Origin of the sequence: Carboxylicivirga taeanensis (genome assembly GCF_051851475.1) — a bacterium.
Lineage (GTDB): Bacteria > Bacteroidota > Bacteroidia > Bacteroidales > Marinilabiliaceae > Carboxylicivirga > Carboxylicivirga taeanensis.
This window is the reverse complement of record NZ_JBPUSJ010000003.1, coordinates 296,863-314,929: the sequence shown is the minus strand read 5'-3', so window position 1 is coordinate 314,929 and position 18,067 is coordinate 296,863. Positions and strand designations below refer to the sequence as shown.

At 43.6% G+C, this 18,067-nt stretch carries 18 protein-coding genes; 7 read left to right on the top strand and 11 right to left on the bottom strand.

Annotated features, from left to right (window positions below; translation table 11 throughout):
- Positions 1-19 precede the first annotated feature (19 nt).
- The 3 genes from ACSX1H_RS06700 (at position 20) to ACSX1H_RS06690 (ending at position 2,868) form a co-directional block, all read left to right on the top strand.
- Positions 20-1,630, top strand: coding sequence for a S41 family peptidase (locus ACSX1H_RS06700; protein ID WP_439183067.1), 1,611 nt, complete (start codon positions 20-22; stop codon positions 1,628-1,630).
- A 233-nt stretch (positions 1,631-1,863) separates the two neighbouring features.
- A complete protein-coding gene (locus tag ACSX1H_RS06695; protein WP_439183066.1) occupies positions 1,864-2,130 on the top strand; it encodes a DUF4834 family protein in 267 nt (88 codons plus the stop codon).
- Positions 2,131-2,187: 57 nt separating this feature from the next.
- Positions 2,188-2,868 carry a hypothetical protein gene (locus ACSX1H_RS06690; RefSeq protein WP_439183065.1) on the top strand — a complete coding sequence of 227 codons (681 nt, stop codon included), beginning with the start codon at positions 2,188-2,190 and terminating at the stop codon, positions 2,866-2,868.
- Between the two features lies 1 nt (position 2,869).
- On the opposite strand, the gene ACSX1H_RS06685 is transcribed toward ACSX1H_RS06690, so the two are convergent.
- Positions 2,870-4,126, bottom strand: a complete 1,257-nt coding sequence (locus ACSX1H_RS06685; protein WP_439183064.1) for a DEAD/DEAH box helicase — start codon at positions 4,124-4,126, stop codon at positions 2,870-2,872.
- A 346-nt stretch (positions 4,127-4,472) separates the two neighbouring features.
- Between ACSX1H_RS06685 and ACSX1H_RS06680 the strand changes: the two genes are divergently transcribed.
- From ACSX1H_RS06680 to ACSX1H_RS06670, 3 genes are all read left to right on the top strand, one after another.
- Positions 4,473-5,549: an amidohydrolase family protein gene (locus ACSX1H_RS06680; protein WP_439183063.1), complete on the top strand. Its 1,077-nt coding sequence runs from the start codon at positions 4,473-4,475 to the stop codon at positions 5,547-5,549.
- A 166-nt stretch (positions 5,550-5,715) separates the two neighbouring features.
- Complete coding sequence (locus ACSX1H_RS06675; protein WP_439183062.1) at positions 5,716-5,958, top strand: putative signal transducing protein; 243 nt, start codon at positions 5,716-5,718, stop codon at positions 5,956-5,958.
- A 3-nt stretch (positions 5,959-5,961) separates the two neighbouring features.
- Positions 5,962-6,342, top strand: coding sequence for a hypothetical protein (locus ACSX1H_RS06670; RefSeq protein ID WP_439183061.1), 381 nt, complete (start codon positions 5,962-5,964; stop codon positions 6,340-6,342).
- Positions 6,343-6,413: 71 nt separating this feature from the next.
- Here the strand turns inward: ACSX1H_RS06670 and ACSX1H_RS06665 are convergent, their stop codons facing one another.
- The 6 genes from ACSX1H_RS06665 to ACSX1H_RS06640 all read right to left on the bottom strand — a co-directional run bounded on the left by ACSX1H_RS06665 (position 6,414) and on the right by ACSX1H_RS06640 (position 12,190).
- Complete coding sequence (locus tag ACSX1H_RS06665; RefSeq protein ID WP_439183060.1) at positions 6,414-7,253, bottom strand: sulfurtransferase; 840 nt, start codon at positions 7,251-7,253, stop codon at positions 6,414-6,416.
- 10 nt (positions 7,254-7,263) lie between these two features.
- The gene (locus tag ACSX1H_RS06660) at positions 7,264-8,277 is read right to left on the bottom strand and encodes a porin (RefSeq protein WP_439183059.1); all 1,014 of its coding nucleotides are present in this window, start codon (positions 8,275-8,277) and stop codon (positions 7,264-7,266) included.
- Positions 8,278-8,337: 60 nt separating this feature from the next.
- A complete protein-coding gene (locus tag ACSX1H_RS06655; RefSeq protein WP_439183058.1) occupies positions 8,338-9,333 on the bottom strand; it encodes a rhodanese-like domain-containing protein in 996 nt (331 codons plus the stop codon).
- Positions 9,334-9,402: 69 nt separating this feature from the next.
- Positions 9,403-9,912: a rhodanese-like domain-containing protein gene (locus ACSX1H_RS06650; protein WP_439183057.1), complete on the bottom strand. Its 510-nt coding sequence runs from the start codon at positions 9,910-9,912 to the stop codon at positions 9,403-9,405.
- 59 nt (positions 9,913-9,971) lie between these two features.
- Positions 9,972-10,592, bottom strand: a complete 621-nt coding sequence (locus ACSX1H_RS06645; RefSeq protein WP_439183056.1) for a cytochrome b/b6 domain-containing protein — start codon at positions 10,590-10,592, stop codon at positions 9,972-9,974.
- Positions 10,593-10,594: 2 nt separating this feature from the next.
- Entirely contained in the window at positions 10,595-12,190 is a 1,596-nt protein-coding gene (locus ACSX1H_RS06640; protein ID WP_439183055.1) for a tetrathionate reductase family octaheme c-type cytochrome, read from the bottom strand.
- Between the two features lie 322 nt (positions 12,191-12,512).
- On the opposite strand from ACSX1H_RS06640, the gene ACSX1H_RS06635 reads away from it, so the two are divergent.
- A complete protein-coding gene (locus ACSX1H_RS06635) occupies positions 12,513-13,208 on the top strand; it encodes a Crp/Fnr family transcriptional regulator (RefSeq protein WP_439183054.1) in 696 nt (231 codons plus the stop codon).
- On the opposite strand, the gene hutG is transcribed toward ACSX1H_RS06635, so the two are convergent.
- The 4 genes from hutG to ACSX1H_RS06615 form a co-directional block, all read right to left on the bottom strand.
- Positions 13,192-14,181, bottom strand: a complete 990-nt coding sequence (hutG, locus tag ACSX1H_RS06630) for a formimidoylglutamase (RefSeq protein WP_439183053.1) — start codon at positions 14,179-14,181, stop codon at positions 13,192-13,194. The two genes, ACSX1H_RS06635 and hutG, sit on opposite strands and share 17 nt — an antisense overlap.
- Positions 14,182-14,303: 122 nt before the next feature.
- Entirely contained in the window at positions 14,304-14,807 is a 504-nt protein-coding gene (locus ACSX1H_RS06625; protein WP_439183052.1) for a hypothetical protein, read from the bottom strand.
- 229 nt (positions 14,808-15,036) lie between these two features.
- Positions 15,037-16,863 carry an ATP-binding protein gene (locus tag ACSX1H_RS06620; protein WP_439183051.1) on the bottom strand — a complete coding sequence of 609 codons (1,827 nt, stop codon included), beginning with the start codon at positions 16,861-16,863 and terminating at the stop codon, positions 15,037-15,039.
- A gap of 189 nt (positions 16,864-17,052) precedes the next feature.
- The gene (locus tag ACSX1H_RS06615) at positions 17,053-18,066 is read right to left on the bottom strand and encodes a radical SAM/SPASM domain-containing protein (protein WP_439183050.1); all 1,014 of its coding nucleotides are present in this window, start codon (positions 18,064-18,066) and stop codon (positions 17,053-17,055) included.
- Position 18,067: the final 1 nt, after the last annotated feature.

The following is an 18,067-nucleotide window of genomic DNA, read 5'->3' as shown; positions in this document are numbered from 1 at the left end:
TAGAAATCAATAAAGCATTATGCAATCTAATACACGCAGACAAATATTTATGCCCTTCCTGTTTGGCTTATTAGTGGCATTGGGTGTTTTCATCGGACGTAATTTTTTTAGCGCCCCCGGTGGCAAATCCAATTCACTCATGATATATCCTCAGGCCAATAAGTTGGACGCATTGATGAACCTGATTGAAGAGGAGTATGTGGATACAGTGGATATGCAAGCCATTGAAGAACGCATTATACCCGAAATACTAAAAGATTTAGATCCCCACTCGGTTTATATCCCGGCTAAGGATTTAAACAAAGTGAACGAAGAGCTGCAAGGAAATTTTGGGGGTATCGGGGTGCAGTTTAGCATGCAAAACGATACGGTGATGGTGATTCAGGTAATTTCTGGCGGTCCTTCCGAAAAAGTGGGCATACTGCCCGGTGATCGCATTGTTGCCGTGGATGATTCCATTATTGCAGGTAAGGAAATATCGACCGATGAGGTGATGAAAAAACTGCGCGGCGAGATGGGAACTTCAGTCAAAGTGGGGGTGCTGAGGCGCCCAAATAAGGAGCTAATTGATTTTAGCATCACCCGTGGAGCCATCCCAATCTACAGCGTAGATGTAAGCTACATGGTTGATGAGACGACAGGTTATATCAAGGTCGATCGCTTTGCTCAGAATACCTATCAGGAGTTTTTAACGGCCCTGGCAAAGCTTAAAGCTAATAACTGCCAGCAAGTAATCATCGACTTTAGAGGCAACTCGGGGGGCTTACTGGAAGTAGCCATTGGTTTGTGTAATGAGTTTTTGCCCGCCAAAGATCTGATTGTTTATACCGAAGGTAAATCGCAGAAACGACATAATGTTTATGCCAATGGAGCGGGGACTTGTCAGGATACCAAAGTCATTGTATTGATAGATGAGTTTTCTGCTTCGGCCAGTGAAATTTTTGCAGGGGCTATTCAGGACAATGACCGGGGGCTGGTGATTGGGCGTCGTTCCTTCGGAAAAGGATTGGTGCAGCAGCAGATACCACTGCCCGATGGATCGGCCCTGCGTTTAACCGTAGCTCGTTACCACACGCCTAGTGGGCGTTGTATTCAAAAACCATACGAAGATGGAGTAGATGAGTATTATGGCGACATTTATAAGCGTTTGGAGCATGGTGAGTTTTATAGCGCAGATAGCATTCAATTCGATGATGAGCTCAAGTACACGACCAAGAACGGACGCACCGTCTATGGCGGAGGTGGTATCATGCCCGATATTTTTGTTCCTCGTGACACGTCCATGATTACCGACTACTTTTATCACCTTCGGATAAACGGAATAATGTACCGCTATGCTTTGCAGTATACAGATAATAACCGTCAGAATCTGGAGCAATTGACCACAGCTGATGAAATAAAGAACTACCTGGATAAGCAAAACATCCTGACTGATTTTATTCGTTTTGCAAAAGATAAAGGGGTAGCTTTCAATCAGACTGAGTACAATGTGTCGAAAGCACTAATTGACACTGAGCTGAAGGCCTACATTGCCCGGAATATTTTGGATAACGAAGGCTTCTATCCAATTATTCATGAGGTGGATGATATCTTTTTAAAGGCGATGGAAGAGGCGCAGAAGGACCGCTAACGACCACAAAACAATAACGGAAGGCGCAGGGAACAATCTCTGCGCTTTTTTATTGTCTACCCTTCAGAAAGTAATATTTTTGATGATCTTTTCATAAAGCGCTCTTGTTTCATGACAGATTGACTTTTATGAACATCTCAAATAAGTCGCCTTGACAGACTCTCCAGCCCAATCTATCTTTTGCATGATAATTGTAAATAGAATGGATATCTTTGACGAAAAAATTAATTGCTATGCTATACGGTCTTGCTAAAACCATATTTTTCCTAATCATCTTTTATTATCTATTCAAATTTATTGGTCGGCTTCTTTTACCGTTTATCATGAAAAAAGGCGTGGAGCGCATGCAGCAGCAACAGCAGCGGGCTGCCAGTAATTATCAGCAGCAGGCGCGTCAGCAGGAAGGAAAGGTGACTATCAATCGTGATGCTCCAAAGAAATCATCAGGCATTGTTGGCGATAATGAAGGGGAGTATGTTGATTATGAAGAGGTAAAATAGGGATGATTGTTTGATAGGAAGGTAGTTTATCTTATCTTCAAATAAAAAAATGACCCAATGAAAACTTTCCTGACCTTCTTCCTATTCGTTTTTTCTTTTTCAGGCTTAAAAGCACAGGATTTTCAATCGCACGAATTGAGTCAGTTTTGGAGTGACTTGCAGACAATAAAAATGCTTGAGGGGCCCGACGCCATTTCTTATAAAGGGACACCTTATATCTATGAATCATCGCAGGCGCATATTGTTCTCACAAACGGGCAGGTTATTCAGCCGCTTACAATGCGTTATAATGTGCATAGCGATGTGATGGAAGTTGAAAAGGAAGGCGTCTTCTATACGGTTCCAAAGGAAAAGCATTTTCCTGTTATAAGCTTGAATGACCACCAGTTCAGACTAGAGGTTTACCAGGTGGCATCGAAAAGGCAATTAGGCTATTTTGAAGTCCTCGTGCAAGATTCGGCCTGTAGCTTGTTTCTTAAGCATAGCGTATTGCTAACGGCCGCTGAAGAACCTAAGCCGTATCAGGATGCCAAGCCTGCTGAGTTTAAGAAACAAGAACCTAATATTTACCTCTCAAGTAATGGAGGCGCACTCTATCAGGTAAGAAATCTAAAAGATGTTGTTGAATTGCTTGGAACCCATCAGCAGGCTCTCGAAACTTATGCTAAAAAGCATAAGATCAAGTTTCGCAAGATAGAGGATGTTAAAGAATTAGTTGAGTACTTCAACACCCTCTGATTTATTTCTTCTTCTTTTTCTTAGCGCGTTTCTTTTTGATGGCTTCATATGCCTGCTCATTTTCTTCGGCTTGCCGCAGAAGTGTTTTCCAGTCTGAGTGTGTTTCAGCTGAAAAATCGATGGTGTCGGCATATTCCTCATGATCAATATCCGTGATTTCGATGGGATAGCCTGTATAGGCTTCGATGGCCTCCAACTGCTCCTTTTCTTCCTGCGAACAGAAAGCAATGGCGTAGCCTTTTTGTTTGCCACGTCCGGTACGTCCAACGCGGTGAACGTAGTTTTCGGGCTGTTCAGGCAGGTCGTAGTTCACCACATAGTCAACATTAGGGATATCTATACCACGTGCGCTTACGTCAGTAGCGATTAGCAGTTTTATTTCTCCGGTTTTAAAGGCCTTCATCACGTCGTCGCGCTCCTGTTGCGACTTATCGCTGTGTATGGATACAGCCTGAACATCTACCCGCTCCATGGCTTTGACTACCCGTTCGCAGCGCACTTTAGTTCGCACAAAAGCCAGAATTTTTTTGTCCGGGTTAGCACGAACGATGCGTTCCAGGAAAAAGCGCTTATCGTCCATCTTAATAAAGGCTACCGAATGGTCGATGTTTTTAGCCACCGGGTTTTTGGGCGATATCTGAATGCGAATGGGCTTGCGCACCAATGAATAGGCCAGCTTCTTAATTTTCTTATCAATGGTGGCCGAAAAGAACAGGGTTTGACGCTTTTTAGGCAGGTATTTAATTAAGTCTTCAATATCCTTGTAAAAGCCTAAATCCAGCATGTGATCGGCTTCATCCAGCACTAAAATTTCGGTATTAAAAACTTTTGCCACCCCTTGGTTAATGTAGTCAAACAGGCGACCAGGCGTGGCGATTAATACGTCGGTTCCTTTAGTGAGTCGTTCAACCTGCTCCGTTTGATCCACGCCCCCATAAATGGCCGTAAATTTTAATGAAGTGTTTTTGCCTATTTGCTTAAATACGTCGGTAATCTGTTTGGCTAATTCATGCGTTGGTACCATCACAATACACCGCACTCCCGCATCCTTATTTTTACGTTTCCTTTGTAATAACTGGAGAATTGGAATAACAAAAGCAGCAGATTTGCCTGTTCCCGTCTGTGCAATGGCTAATACATCTTCCTTTTCCAATATGGCCGGAATGGCCTTAAACTGGATGTCGGTTGGACGTTTATAGCCCAATTCATCAATGCTACGTATTATTTTCTCGTCTAAGCCAAACTCTTCAAACTTCATTGTGCGTTATTTTCTGCAAAGATACAATTTAATGTAAGATTTTAGGGTGTACTTAAGCAGACGAGTGAGATGCTTAAAGTGGCATGCGACAAACCTTCCTTCACGCTATATTACCTTGGGTATAGAGAACAGGTATTGTAGAATAGTTGGAAGGAATTTAGGGTGAGAACTACGTTAACAAAATAGAATTTGCAATCAATCTCTTCAAAAATATTTTAAAGAGGCCTGCAACTTGATAGTTTGTGGGCCTTTTTTACCAATCAATATCTGGATAGGAGAGTTTCTGGGGTATATGCCTCACGCTTTTTTATTATCATTGCATCGTATTCTAACCTGAATTAATACTATGATTTACAATTGCCACATCCACACCTTTAAGGATGCGGATATTCCGCGTGGTTTCCTGCCTCTTGGATTGGTGCGCGTGCTGTCCACTAAACCTGGTTTTCGGGTTGTTTCCCGTATTCTAAACAACATCAATCCTTTTTCGGATAACGATGCGTTTGATCGCTACGTCAAATTTGTTGAACTGGGGCGATTAGGTTCGCAGGAAGCGATATACAAGAACTGCCGTAAGTTCTATCCCAAAAACAGTAAGTTTGGTATTCTGGCTATGGACATGGCCTATATGGGTGCTGGTAAAGTGCCGCGTGCCTACTTCGATCAGTTAAAGGAGCTGGGCGAGTTAAAGCTGAAGTACCCCGAAACCATCCCATTTGTACACATCGATCCTCGCCGCAATGGCTATATGGATATTCTAAAGAAATGCGTTGAAGATTGGGGCTTTAGAGGGGTTAAGGTGTATCCGCCTTTGGGCTATTTCCCTTACGATGAGCGCATGTATTCTGTTTATGAGTATTGTCAGGCCAACCACCTGCCAATAATAACACATTGCAGCCCGTTTAATCCAGTCCATTACAAGGGCAAAAAGAAGGAACTCAGAAAACTGTTGGAACAAGGGCGAGACAGAATTGACACCCGAGGCATGAGTCGGAAGGAGATGTGCTCTAAATTCACGCATCCGCTTAATTGGGAGTATGTGATGGAGGATTTTCCGGCACTTAAAATATGTTTGGGCCACTTTGGCTCCGCTCATTATTGGAGCGAATTTTTGGATAACCCCGATGGGCCGGACAACTGGTTCTTAATAATTAAAGACATGTTGGAGCGGTATCCTCATTTATATTCCGACATTTCCTTCACGCTTAATAAAAAGGAGTATTTTCCATTATTGAAAGTATTGCTGCAAGATAAGCTGTTGAGAAATAAAATTCTGTTTGGATCCGACTATTACATGGTAGAAACAGAAGCAACCGAGCGGCGTTTCAGCCTCGATTTACGTGCCTATCTTGGCGAAGATGACTTCATGACCATTGCTAAAAAGAATCCTGAGCAGTTTTTTGCAACGCGTTTTAACGATTAGATATTTGGCTATAGTTCATGTTTTTACTAAAACAGGCATGGGTGTTTTTTTGCAGTAACAGAGGGATTCGTTTGGCCACCGGGATAAATATAACCGGCGAATTGCAAATGAGTGGCTGAACCATTAGCCGTTTGACTTTATTCAGGTAATTGCTTAAGTTGAGCGCATGCGTTCAACTACAAATCATCTGGCAGCTGTCAACGTGCTTTCAGGCTCTTTAAGGGAGGCGGAGATGATACGCACTTTATTGGTAGATGAACAGATTCCCCATTTCCTGACGAATTCGACGCTTAAGGACTTTATGCATGACCCGACTGGTGCGGATGGGGTTAAAGTGATGGTGCTTGAAGATGAGGTAGAAAGGGTGAGGGAGATGATACGCAACTATTTATACAACCTAAACATGTGATTGATGAATACAATGGTATTATTAGCCGGAATTGTTGCCGCAATGGCAACCTTAGGACATTTTACAGCCGGAACAAAAATGTACCTAAAGCCCTTTAAGGCATGTGACCTGGACGTGGTTCCTAAAAATGTTATTTTGTCGGTATTTCATTACGTTTCTGTCTATCAGATTCTATCTTCCCTGCTACTAATAATGGTGGGAGTTAACTACGAAAACTGTATGTATGATCCCACTATGGTTCTCAATTTCATAGGGATGAACTATGCCTTTTTCGCTCTGGTACAAATCATCATAGCGTTAACATCATCCGTTAAGGGCGGGTTATTCAAAATGTTTCAGTGGGTATTTTGGGTACTGATAGCCGTATTTGTCTTTCTTCGATAAAAGATAACAGGTCGCTTCAACGTTCTGAAGCAACCTGTTGACAATCAAGATAAACTGATTATAGGGTATTATTAAGCAACAACCTTATTGCTTGTTATCCATTCATTATAAGCACCATCGTAAACTTTAACATTTTTATAGCCTAATTTACTGGTTAAAATTGTGTATAACAGTCCGGCACGTGTGCTTGTCTGGCAATACAAGATGATGGCTTTGTCTTTAGTGGCTCCTTTGGAGGCAAATAGTTTACTTAACTCTTCGCTCGATTTAAGTAGGCCTTGCTCATCACGCATCAGGTCAGAGTTAATGCTTACAGCTCCTTCAATGTGGCCTTTGCTTTTGGGGTCGGTTCCATTGAAATAGTTATCCGCCCGGGCATCAATCAGCACGACATTGCTTTTGCTTTTTTGTACTTCTACATCACCCATGGTCAGATAGCTTGATCGATCGAGTGTAGCGACTACCGTTGTTTTTTTAGGCATTTTGGGCATGCGGGTTACAGGTTTACGCGCCGCTTTCCAGGCATCCAGATTCCCATCCAGGAGTCTAACATTTGGCGCTCCCATCATTTTCATGATCCAATACATGCGTCCGGCGTTGCTGCCTTTGTTACAATAGAGCACAATTTCCTTGGTAAAATCCACACCGTGTGCCCCCATAATTTTGGCTACTTCTGCATCGCTTTTCAGAATTCCTTCCACAGGTGTTTCGGTCGAGAGTGCTTCCACCGGAAAGCTTATGGCGTTGCGGATGTGCACTTGTTTATATTCGGCTTCTTTGCGTGCATCAAAAATCAGCACTTTCGAATCGTTAATTTTGCCGGCCAGCTCTTTTACCGAAATAAAATCACCTTGGGCCATTGCCCCGGTCATATAGAGGAGCAAAGCTGCTATTATTCCTAGTTTCTTCATTTTATTTGGGTTAGAATTTTACTTGTAATTGTACGTACAGGCCGTCGTTGTTAATCTCTGACGGGTCTTCAGCACGATAGAGGTAATTCACCTGCAGGCGCGTCCAGTCGTTGAAAAAGTAATTGGCGCCAAACGTCATCACGTCTTCCCGATAGTCGTTAATGCCTGCATCAAAGAACTCGTACTTGAAAACCGGTTCTACATTCCATTTGGTCATGTACATGGCTTGCACGTAGGCGCCTTTTCGTTCATCGCCCAATGCAATGAGTTCGCCCCCACAACCGCCACCCAGTGAGCGATCATACTCGCCTTCGTCCACAATGTACTCAGCCATTGCCCTAAATGGGCCATGCTTAAACTCTGCTTCAACCGCGTAGGAAGTGCGCTTATCATCATCGTTGGTAGGATAACCTAAGCGGTAACTGCCGCCCACATATAAAAATTCGAAAGGATGAAAGATAGCGCGTGCCACCACATCTTTTGAGCTGTTGTTATCTTTTTTCAAGCCCGCTCCATTCAAATAAGCCAGGCGGTATTGAAAGAAGGTGTTTCGGTCGCCGCCCAGCACCATTATGCCCAGGTCGCGTTGTGGTACCACCAGCTGATCAACGGCTCGCGAGCGAAAGATGGTGTGTAAGCCACTGCAGGCTGTTCCGCCCAGATCCATACTGAATGGGTTTTTGAATGAACCCATTGAAATTTTCGCCCAGTCCCAGCGGTTATAGGTTATGAAGGCATCCAATAAATAGGCACTGCCATTACTGCTGAGCATGGGGCTCATTTCCATCAGTACATAATAGGAGAAATCGTATGGGATGTTGCCGGTAGCTCCCAATCTGGCTCGTCTGAAGCTGAAGGAACTGCTTGTTTCATCTGTAAACTGCTGGTCATATTCGGCCTGTAAAAACCCAAACACTTTGAGGGCTTCGTCGCTTCCGGCAGCTTCTTCACACCCCTGAGCCTTGCCACTTAGTGGCAGTAGCAGGCAGGCGGTGAGAAGAAGTAATATGCTGTTTTTTATCATGTCTATTTGATTAAGATAGTGAATACAAGTGCTTTATTAGAGTCGCTTATTGTCGTTTGCTTATTGTTCAAGGGGCAGATTCTTAGGGCTGGAGTCACCTCTCCACTGATTAGCAGTCCAGGCAGCACTTGAGTTGAATAGCTTATTCATGCCAAATTTCAGACTATAAGCATCGTAGCCCAGCACCCTCAGGTACGCTGTAATAACGGCCGATGTTTGTCCGGTATAGCAATAGGTTACTACCTTTTTTGATGGATCGATGTTGGTTACTGCGGCTTCTTCAGTTGAGCCGGGGCTCACCAATAGTGGATTCATCCGGTAGGCGCCATCAACATGCCCAAAAGCACTGTAATCTGTTGTGTTAAAGTAGTTATTGATGAAGTAAGTGCTTGGACTCTCTAATACATCTGTGGCTTCTACCCCTTTAAAGCCTTGCGCAACAATGTACTCAACCCGTTCTTTTAGAATGGCTTCACCTTCGAGTGCTGTAGAGATAAACTGCGGAGCTTCAAAGACACCTAATGCCGGCTCTGCGGCATTGAATGACCAGTTGTTATGTCCTTCACTAATATCGCCAATAGCGTTATCCCATGGACCGGCTGTTGCTTCATTCCATCCTGACATGCCCCATTTTAAGGCCTGAGCATCGTGGTAGCCGTACAATCTTAATAGGGAAGTGGCGTAGCAAGCTGTTTGGCCGGTATAGCACACCACGAGTATGGGCTGATCGGCTTTGGCTGCCTCGGTCAGGATGTTCTTAAAATCGGGTACATTCACCGCATTGGCAATATGTCCACTATTAAAGGCCTCAGCACTTCTGATATCGATGATGTATTTACTACTCAGATTGCCATCGGCCGGCGCTGCCATCACAAATTTTTGTCCATCGCTGTTCTTAAGAACATGGTTCAAATCCATATCTGTTTCCACCAGATAGTCCATCAGTGTTTCAGCAGGATTAATGGTGGCAGTAGGGTCAGTGTCATCTTTACAAGCTGTAAAAGCTAATGTACTTATGGCCAGTAGTAAATAAAAGTTGCGAAATAGATTTTTCATAATTTCAAGGATTTATTAATTAAAGAATAGTTTGTTGTTTAATACTTTGTATTGGGCGGTTTATAGTTCTTAGCAACCGCCGCCATCATCGTGCTTGGCAGGGCCGCCGGCTAACATGTCCAGGTTCTTATCGCAAAAGTCGGGATAGGTTAATTCCCAGCTTTTCCAGCCGCCCTCCAATACCAGTACCTTTTTGTAGCCCATTTGAAGCAGGGTTTGAGCGGCCAGAGTAGAACGTTTGCCTTTTTTACAATAGAGGACAAGGGTTTCTTCTTTCTGCGGCACATACAAGCCTTCGGACTCCCAAAAGGCTTCGGTTCCAATATTGAACTCCATACTACCGCGTGGTACGTTTACCGAGCCGGGGATAAAGCCGTAATAGTGCTCATTGTTTTGCCGCACATCGATAACCGTAAATACTTCGTCCGACTGCATTATTTTCATCAATTGGTCGGCAGTGGTGTAGGTCACTACTTCGGCGGCATTTTTTACCATGTCGTCTACACTCAGGTTGGTTGGTGCCATCTGGCAACTAGTTACAACCAGCAGGCACATGAGGTATGCAAATAGATGTTTCATGTTTAGTAATTTATTGGCTATGCAGAGCTTATTTGCCTGGATAGCATGGTGCATTTTTTTTAATTGATAGCTGTTTCGCTTTGTGCTTCGTCCTCCAGTTCTTCATAACCCGTTATCATGGCTTGCAGGTTGGAGGTAATAGTATGTCCGGTGGTAATCAAGTACAGATGGGCCAGCACAAAAGCCACTAATAAAAAGGCTCCTAATGTGTGCAGCACAGCAATGGTTTCCAATCCTTCAAAAGCAAAAGGCTTATCGGGATAGTGAAAAAACAGGTAGGAGAATCCGGTTAACAGCTGTACCGGAAACACCAGGATGATCAATCCAAAATAGATGATACGTTGTAAGGGATTGAGTTTGCTGTCTACCGTTTTTTTAACAGGGTGAGGCTCCTTTTTAAAGATCCCCGATAGGTAATACATGATTTGGGATTTGACATTATTTCGCACAGGTACGAACTGGCGACTCTGACCCGTGACCAGCATCCAGAAAATAGCGAAGATAGTGAGGATTAAAAATGCCCAGCCAGCTGCAGAATGCAGTCGCACAGAGGTTTCAAATCCCAGAGCTTTAAAAGTTCCGTGAATCTCAAATCCGGTGATAATGAGTAAAAGAATGAGCATCATTTGTGTCCAATGCCAAAAGCGCTCAAAGCGGCTGTATATTTTTACTTTTTCCATAGTTATCGATTTTTGAAAAAGGCGATGATGCGTCCTGTGAAATGTGCAACAATACCAATCAGGGTAAGGAAGATAAGACCAAAACCCGCATAGTCAACGGTTTTATTGTAGTCGCGGCCTGGTAAATAGAAATCGGTGAGACTATCCAGGCGACCATCACGCTGGTGACATTCGGTGCAACTTAAAGTATGCTCTTTTGGCGACACCATGTGGTTGATGGGCCAATATACTTCCGATGCAATAAAGTCGTATTGGCCACTGTAGGGACGGTCGTTGTATTCCATTCCCAAGCGTGCTGCAGTGTCCCAGTCAAAATCTTTCCAGAACGCTCCTTCACCCTTTTCAGGGGCCCAAAGTTTTAAGCTGATGAGGGTGTTGTACTCGGTATCGTAAATTTGCTTGCCACGATGCACTTTTACAGGCCATATCTTGGCAGTTGAATCGCGGTATTCACCAAAAAGGGTATTGATTTTTACCGGAACTTCTGAAATGGTGTCGGTCGACAGATAATGATCGGCTGTTCCGTTGAACCAGTAGTATTCGGGTTGCACATGGTTATCCCATACAAAGTTACCCTTAATAGACAGGTAGTTGTGGTTGCCATCGGCATCATCTTCAGAATAGCCATTTCCATGCTCATCGGTGCGGCCGGCTGAAGACCAGTCCCAATAGAGTTTGGTGGCATTGGCTTTGGCATAAACCGGTATGTGACAAGTTTGGCAGGCCACTTTTTCAAAATGGTTGTCTAATAATTTGTCGTTGTGAGGTGTAGTGCTATGGCATTGATCACAAGCAATGCGGTTATGGTTGGCTGATGATACCGAATAAAGCTTGCCTTTGATATTATGGCGTTCGGTAGTATGGCAGTCGATGCAGGCCATATCCGGGCCATCCATGGCCATGTGGATATCAACGTCTTTTGAACAGCTTAGCAAGGCTTCTTCCAAATCGCCATGTTTGACATTATTGCCACCTCCACCGTAAAAATGGCAAATGCCGCAGTTTTCCTTTTGGGGCAATCCCACGTTTTGAGCTACATACGGATAGTCAGGCACCTGAAACTCCGCATTGGCCGTTTCAATACTGGCAGGTAGACCTCCCTGGCCTTTTTGTTTGAAATAAGTATCTGTCTGGTCGTGGCAGACCAGGCAATCAATGTTGTGGTTATCGGTAAAGTCAAAGGACTTGTCTTTCCAGCCCAGTCCAATGTGGCAACGCATGCATGAACCATTATTGCCGTTAGCGCCCGTGCAGAAGTTGTTCAGAAGATTTTTTTTGCCTACCGAAACAAGCCCTCTGCCTGGTATTTCTTCTTCGCGCTCCCATTTCCAGTGGGCCGTTGCCATGATTTCTTCATCGCGACCGGTATGACACGACAGGCAGGCTGCTGTGACCTCGTGAGGAGACTCAAAGTTTTGCTGGAGAATAGCAAACTGTGAATGGTCAACCGATGATATATGAGCAGCTTTGAGCTCAATATCAACTGCCTCAGGTGTACCACGATGGGCGGCGACCCTAACGGTTAACAGCATTACGGCAAGCGGGAGCAATAAGCTTACCAATAAGGCCATCACTGATTTAGAGATTTGATTTTTCATATTAATTGGATTTGAAGCAAAATTAACTTTGAAGAATTTTTTCTCTATATAAACAGCCAGGCAACAAAACCCTGTTTATGAAGTATCTGATTTGCACTTCGTTTGATGCAGATCAATAAAAAATATGATGCGTTACAGCTCATAGCCTGTTACCCGACGATATATTTTATGTATCATTACACTAGGAATGGTGCGGCTTTGAAAAAAGCTGCTTGTTTGTGGTTGATAGACAGTGTGATAAAGATGATTTAAATCACTGGCAGGAGGTGTCTGAAATAAGGACTTATTATATATATTTACCTAACTCTTTAAAGTTAAAGATATGCCAAAATCTGTTGTTTATACCGGATGTTCTGTTGGAGAAAATCCACTTTGCTGCTTCGACACTTTATCGGACGAAGAAATCGCTTTTGTTGAAAAAAGCAGTGTTGAAGTTGACTATAAGCAGGGAGAAATCATCTGCAAACAGGGGTCTTTTGCCTCCCATATTATGATTATGAAAGAAGGATTGGCAAAGATTTATCTGGAGAATGGTAATGATTCGTTGATCCTTAAAATACTCCCCCCGGTTAATATCATTGGGTTGCCGGCTTTGTTCGATGGAAACAATACCTTTCCATACAGCGCTCAAACCTATATGAATTCAACTGTGAAACTCATTGAAATTGGCGCGTTTAAAAAACTCATCGAAAACAATGCCCAGTTTGCCATGCAGATTATCAGCTTACTTGCTGAAAACTCTGTGATTATAAATGGTCGTTTCTTTTGCTTAACCAAAAAGCAAACTTATGGTCGCCTGGCCGATGTGTTGCTTTGTTTGGCACAACGCATTTATAAGCAGGACAAGTTTCCGCTACAATTAACTCGCAAAGATTTATCGGAGCTGGCAAGTATGTCTATCGAAAGTACAACACGGATTCTTACACGGTTTAAGGAAGAAGGCTTAATTGCCATTCATTGTAACGAGATTGAAATTTTGGATGCTGATAAGCTTCTGGAGATTAGTGCGATTGGTTAAGGGGCAAGTCAATAAGAGAGTTGATAACCGCGTAGATATAAACGGCAATTAGCTTGGCTGTGCGGTTGTCGGCATCGAAGCGTGGCGATACTTCAGCAAAATCGATGCTGCAAACCTTACCTGTTGTAATAATGCTTTTTATTAGCTGCAACACTAAATCAGGTTCTAGTCCAAAGGGCTGCACAGCAGATACACCCGGCGCATGAGCTGCCGATAGCACATCGGTGCATAGAGTGAGGTAAACCATGCTTTTATCAATCAGGTAGTTTTGAATCTGGTTTTCGACCTGCTGAATGGTTGATGGTTTAACTTCTTTGGCAAGGATATATTCTGCTCCAATGGCATCCGCCATGTTAAACAGGCTGGGCGTATTAGCATAGGTTTGAGGTCCAATGCAAAGGTAGTTATAGGGTTTGTTGTGTGCTAAGCACAGCTGATAAATCTGGTTAAACATGGTGCCAGATGAACCTTTGTCGCGAACCGGCCTTAAATCCAGATGCGCATCAAAATTAATAATGGCCGGAGCCATTTCTTTTGCCTGAAGAATGCCATTGAAATGTCCCAGGGCAATCTCATGGCCGCCACCAAGCAGAATGGGAAAGTACCCGTGATCTAAAATAGTTCGTACAGCTATGGCCAATGCCTTTTGTGCTTCTTCCAGGTTATTATCACGGCAGGTAATATCTCCGGCATCAAATAGCTGCACATGTGGTTGATGGTTCGCCGGCCAGTTAGCCATCTCCTTGCGAATGCTGGCTGGCCCTTTGGAGGCACCCGGCCTGCCAAGGTTACGCTTGACACCTTCATCACAGCAGAACCCTAAAAAACAGATGTTAATACGTCCTTTGATGGCAGAGTGCGGTGCTGTCAGGTTTATCGGTCGAATAACCTGGTGCCACCTGAAGGCACTGGTGTCTGAAGTGCTGTCCACTCGTCCTTTCCAGGGACTTGAAGGCTGATATCTGCTTTGCATGGTTTTTGTTTTTTGCAAAGATGGGCGTTCTCATCCATAGAATTTCTGATTTGCATCAATAAAGCTAATTCGTTGTCACCCTTGCAAACGTTCAGTATCTATCGTTCCTTCAGCTCCCGCCACTACCAGTTGATGATGTTGTAAACAACATCTATTTCTTGGTTATAGAAAGGGGCCGGTTTAAGTGCGTAATGATCAGAGATGTATTCTGGCTCATAAGGATAATGACAATCACAATCGGGGTACCTAAAGCCGGGCCAGCCGTTTTGGGGACTTAAAATAAAGGTGTGTGAGTCGTAAGAGTTCCAGTAAATAGTGATTTTGAATAGCTGCTCATGATCATAGGGGCGGTAGATATATCCGCGTGTGCCGGCTGCATTCACCTCTGCGCGGTCAAAGTGGGTTGTGCACTCATTAACAATCACCATACCTGTTAAAAGTTGCACGGGACGGTTATTTCTATCCCTGATCAGTACCTGTACTTCCTTCTCATTATGGATGTTCTGCTCAATTTTGACCTTTACTTTTAAAAGGTGTGGGTCGGTGATTTCCATGTCGCTCAGTACAGATTTTGAGCAACTGGTGGAAATAAGTGCAACCAGTATTAATAGATATTTCGCTTTCATAACTTGTAGTATTAAGGTTAAACAAGTTACAGCGTCTGTTTTTTGGGCCCAGCAACAGTCTCACTGTGTATTACTATGACAGATGAGCATTTCAATACACGTAACAAAAAATCTTTCAGGCACTGCAATGGGTTGGTTATTTGGTGGATAGTTCCAAGGAGCAGGACGTGCAAGATTATATTGCAGGCTTGTTATTGCTGCATATGAGTATCCGCATTAAAATATGATCTTAATGGCCGTTGCTGGGGACAAAGCGGTTGATAATATTCAGCAAATCTTCGTAACCTATTGGTTTGGCAATGTAGTCGTCACACCCGGCTTCGCGCGATTTTTCCTTTTCTTCGGACAGGGCATAAGCTGTTTGGGCAATGACTGGTATATTCTTTCGTAAACTTTTGATCTCTCGCGTGGCGGTATAACCATCCATCAGGGGCATTTTGATATCCATCAGCACAAGGTCAATGCCGTCTACGCGCTTAAAAACATCCACAGCTTCCTGGCCGTCGCGCGCCCATATCAGACTGGCATTCGACAGGGCCAGTGCCACTTCAATGTACCTGAAATTATCCTCTTCATCTTCAGCCACTAAAAATGTTTTACCTTCCCAGTTAAACTCTCGTACCGGCTCTTTGCGCTCTTCTCTGTAGTTATCAGGAACAGCCAGTCGGTGATAAGGGATGGTAAAGTAGAAGGTGGTACCAACCAAGGGTTCCGATTCAACCCAAATTTCACCTCCCATAAGCGTGACGAGGTGCTTGGCTATTGACAGCCCAATACCTGTTCCGCCATACAGACGTTCCTTGTCATTGTTGAATTTGGAGAAGCGTTCGAATATTTCCGTTTCCTTGCCTTTGGGAAGCCCAATTCCAGTGTCTTTCACATAAAACCTCAGAAACTGGTCGTCTTCCTGTGTATAGCCAAATTCGATAAAGCCTCTCTCTGTAAATTTAACAGCATTACCTACCAGGTTGATTAGTATTTGCTTCAGGCGGTGTTCGTCGGACAGGATGAGAAGGTTATCATCGCTAATGCCCTCTTTGTGATACAGTTTTAGATTAAATAAACCCCTTCGTTTTATGTCATCAACAAACGACTCATACACCTGGCCAATAACTTCGTGTAATTTGCAGGGAGCATTTTTAATTTGGAGCTGTCCACTGTCAATCTTCGAAATATCAATAATATCCTCCACCAGTGTCAGCAGGTTTTTCCCGTTGATTCGAATCAGATTGATAAATTCCTCCTTCTCGATATTACTAATGTCGGGATGCGATAGCAAATTGGAGAACCCCAGGATGGCATTCATGGGCGTTCGAATCTCATGAGACATGTTCGACAAAAACGAAGTCTTCAGATGATCGCTTTCTTCAGCTTTTCTTTTTGCTAAAGTAAGGTCTTCGTGCTCTCTGCGTAACAGCCTTCTGTAGCGTGTTTCTTTTTCGAGATTAAAAATAAGTCCATTGAGCAGACTTACCAAGGGGAGAAGCGTGACCAAGGTGATGACTAAAAAAATAAGCGACGATTTAATGTAGCTATCTAATGGCACAGCCGCTGTAAATGGCAATGATATGCCATTGGCATATAAGGCGACGGCAATAAGGCCTAAGGTTACACTAATGGTTATAATCGATATCCAGGCCCGCTTTTGTCCGACCAGTATGCCCGATAGAAGGGCATATGATATAAAAAAGGCATAGCCCAGTGGTGATTTATTGGATTCAAGCAGCGAAAAAACGCCTAAGAGGTAGATGAGGAAAAGAATCCAGGACACCCTGAATTTTAATGGGAGGCTTCTTACGGTTGTCGCAAATACAGCTGAGAAAAAAACAAATGAGGCAAATATGGCATAAGCAAATTGCGCTTCTTTAACAAAGGAGAGCCCAAGGTATACATACACAAGCAGTCCTATGAACAAAACTCCGATGGAAAAATAATGGAAAACCCGTTCGCGCCAATAGAGCAGTCCATTGCCCGAATGTAAGTTGGTAGGGCCTAACCTCCTACGTACAAATACATCTAATTTTCTATATAGCCTTGCTCCGGTAACTTTTCCCATAGTTCGATTAAGGCATTATTGAGTGTGCAATGTCACGGTTTGTTTTGGATTTAGTGCTAAAGTTAAATAATTATGGCAGTTAATCTATTTATTTCAGTGAAATTTTACAGTTGGATTTGATACGCCGCTAAAACCTATGAAAAATAGGATATTAAGTGCCCGTGAGGCAAGTGGCGTGGAAGGTGTTTGTTAAAAGAGGTGTTTTCCTTCAGGACAGTTGTTGCACATGTCTATGGCACTGCGGTTCAGGAATATCTGTTGTTTGAAGTTCTGGCTGTTGTTGCCACGCCACAACTCTTTTATCGGTCGTGAGTGGACATTGCCAAATGCGTGAATAGCATCCTTGTCGTAGCAGCAGGGAGCGAAGCGCCCATCCCAGGTTACTGTGGCCGAATGCCATTGGCGCCAGCATCTGTTTTTTGTTTGGGTTTTCAGCAGGCGTCCCAGTTCATCTTTATAGCGGCTGAATCGCGCATTTAGAGGAGGACGCATGGTTCCAAAATTGTAGAATTGAGCTGTTTTTATTTCGAGTTTATCGACTTTTAGTTTGCGGGCTAATTTTTTTACGTACGGTAATTCATGCTCATTATGTCTGAAAACGATAAACTGCATGACGATGATGGGGTAGAGCGATTGTGCTTCTTGCTTGGCTCTCACAACGTCAATAATACTCTGTTTAACCCGATTAAAACTGCCGCCTACACGGTACAAACCATAGCTTTCCTGACTGGTTCCATCCACTGAAAAAATCAGGCGTGTAAGTCCGCCTTCCACCAGTTGACGCGCCAGCTGTTTGCCCATGAAGTGCCCATTTGTTGAAGTAGAGGTGTAAAGCTTTAATTGGGCGGCTTTTTTGACCATGGTGCCAAATTCGGGATGCATTAATGGTTCCCCCTGAATATAGAGATTGAGATAAAGTAGCTCGGGCGCCAGCTGTTGCAGAATACTGGTGTAGTCCTTAAGTGGCATCATTCCTCTGGGGCGCTTCAATAAGTTGGCTCCGGTGGGGCACTCGGGGCATGCAAGGTTGCAAATGCTGGTTGGTTCAACGGCAAATGCCATTGGGTTTCCTTTTATTTTGATGGTTTTTCCGTAATAGGCAAAAAGGTAAGAAGTTATCAGTTGAAAAGCATTTCGAATGCGCCCAAGGCTTAATACTCTTAGTACAGCCCAGGCTTCCAATAGAAATACTTTTACCACCATG

Excerpts from the sequence above, each read along its gene's own strand:
- ACSX1H_RS06700 (WP_439183067.1), top strand. The coding sequence starts at position 20 with ATGCAATCTAATACACGCAGACAAATATTTATGCCCTTCCTGTTTGGC.
- ACSX1H_RS06695 (WP_439183066.1), top strand. The coding sequence starts at position 1,864 with ATGCTATACGGTCTTGCTAAAACCATATTTTTCCTAATCATCTTTTAT.
- ACSX1H_RS06690 (WP_439183065.1), top strand. The coding sequence starts at position 2,188 with ATGAAAACTTTCCTGACCTTCTTCCTATTCGTTTTTTCTTTTTCAGGC.
- ACSX1H_RS06685 (WP_439183064.1), bottom strand. The coding sequence starts at position 4,126 with ATGAAGTTTGAAGAGTTTGGCTTAGACGAGAAAATAATACGTAGCATT.
- ACSX1H_RS06680 (WP_439183063.1), top strand. The coding sequence starts at position 4,473 with ATGATTTACAATTGCCACATCCACACCTTTAAGGATGCGGATATTCCG.
- ACSX1H_RS06675 (WP_439183062.1), top strand. The coding sequence starts at position 5,716 with ATGCGTTCAACTACAAATCATCTGGCAGCTGTCAACGTGCTTTCAGGC.
- ACSX1H_RS06670 (WP_439183061.1), top strand. The coding sequence starts at position 5,962 with ATGAATACAATGGTATTATTAGCCGGAATTGTTGCCGCAATGGCAACC.
- ACSX1H_RS06665 (WP_439183060.1), bottom strand. The coding sequence starts at position 7,253 with ATGAAGAAACTAGGAATAATAGCAGCTTTGCTCCTCTATATGACCGGG.
- ACSX1H_RS06660 (WP_439183059.1), bottom strand. The coding sequence starts at position 8,277 with ATGATAAAAAACAGCATATTACTTCTTCTCACCGCCTGCCTGCTACTG.
- ACSX1H_RS06655 (WP_439183058.1), bottom strand. The coding sequence starts at position 9,333 with ATGAAAAATCTATTTCGCAACTTTTATTTACTACTGGCCATAAGTACA.
- ACSX1H_RS06650 (WP_439183057.1), bottom strand. The coding sequence starts at position 9,912 with ATGAAACATCTATTTGCATACCTCATGTGCCTGCTGGTTGTAACTAGT.
- ACSX1H_RS06645 (WP_439183056.1), bottom strand. The coding sequence starts at position 10,592 with ATGGAAAAAGTAAAAATATACAGCCGCTTTGAGCGCTTTTGGCATTGG.
- ACSX1H_RS06640 (WP_439183055.1), bottom strand. The coding sequence starts at position 12,190 with ATGAAAAATCAAATCTCTAAATCAGTGATGGCCTTATTGGTAAGCTTA.
- ACSX1H_RS06635 (WP_439183054.1), top strand. The coding sequence starts at position 12,513 with ATGCCAAAATCTGTTGTTTATACCGGATGTTCTGTTGGAGAAAATCCA.
- hutG (WP_439183053.1), bottom strand. The coding sequence starts at position 14,181 with ATGCAAAGCAGATATCAGCCTTCAAGTCCCTGGAAAGGACGAGTGGAC.
- ACSX1H_RS06625 (WP_439183052.1), bottom strand. The coding sequence starts at position 14,807 with ATGAAAGCGAAATATCTATTAATACTGGTTGCACTTATTTCCACCAGT.
- ACSX1H_RS06620 (WP_439183051.1), bottom strand. The coding sequence starts at position 16,863 with ATGGGAAAAGTTACCGGAGCAAGGCTATATAGAAAATTAGATGTATTT.
- ACSX1H_RS06615 (WP_439183050.1), bottom strand. The coding sequence starts at position 18,066 with ATGGTGGTAAAAGTATTTCTATTGGAAGCCTGGGCTGTACTAAGAGTA.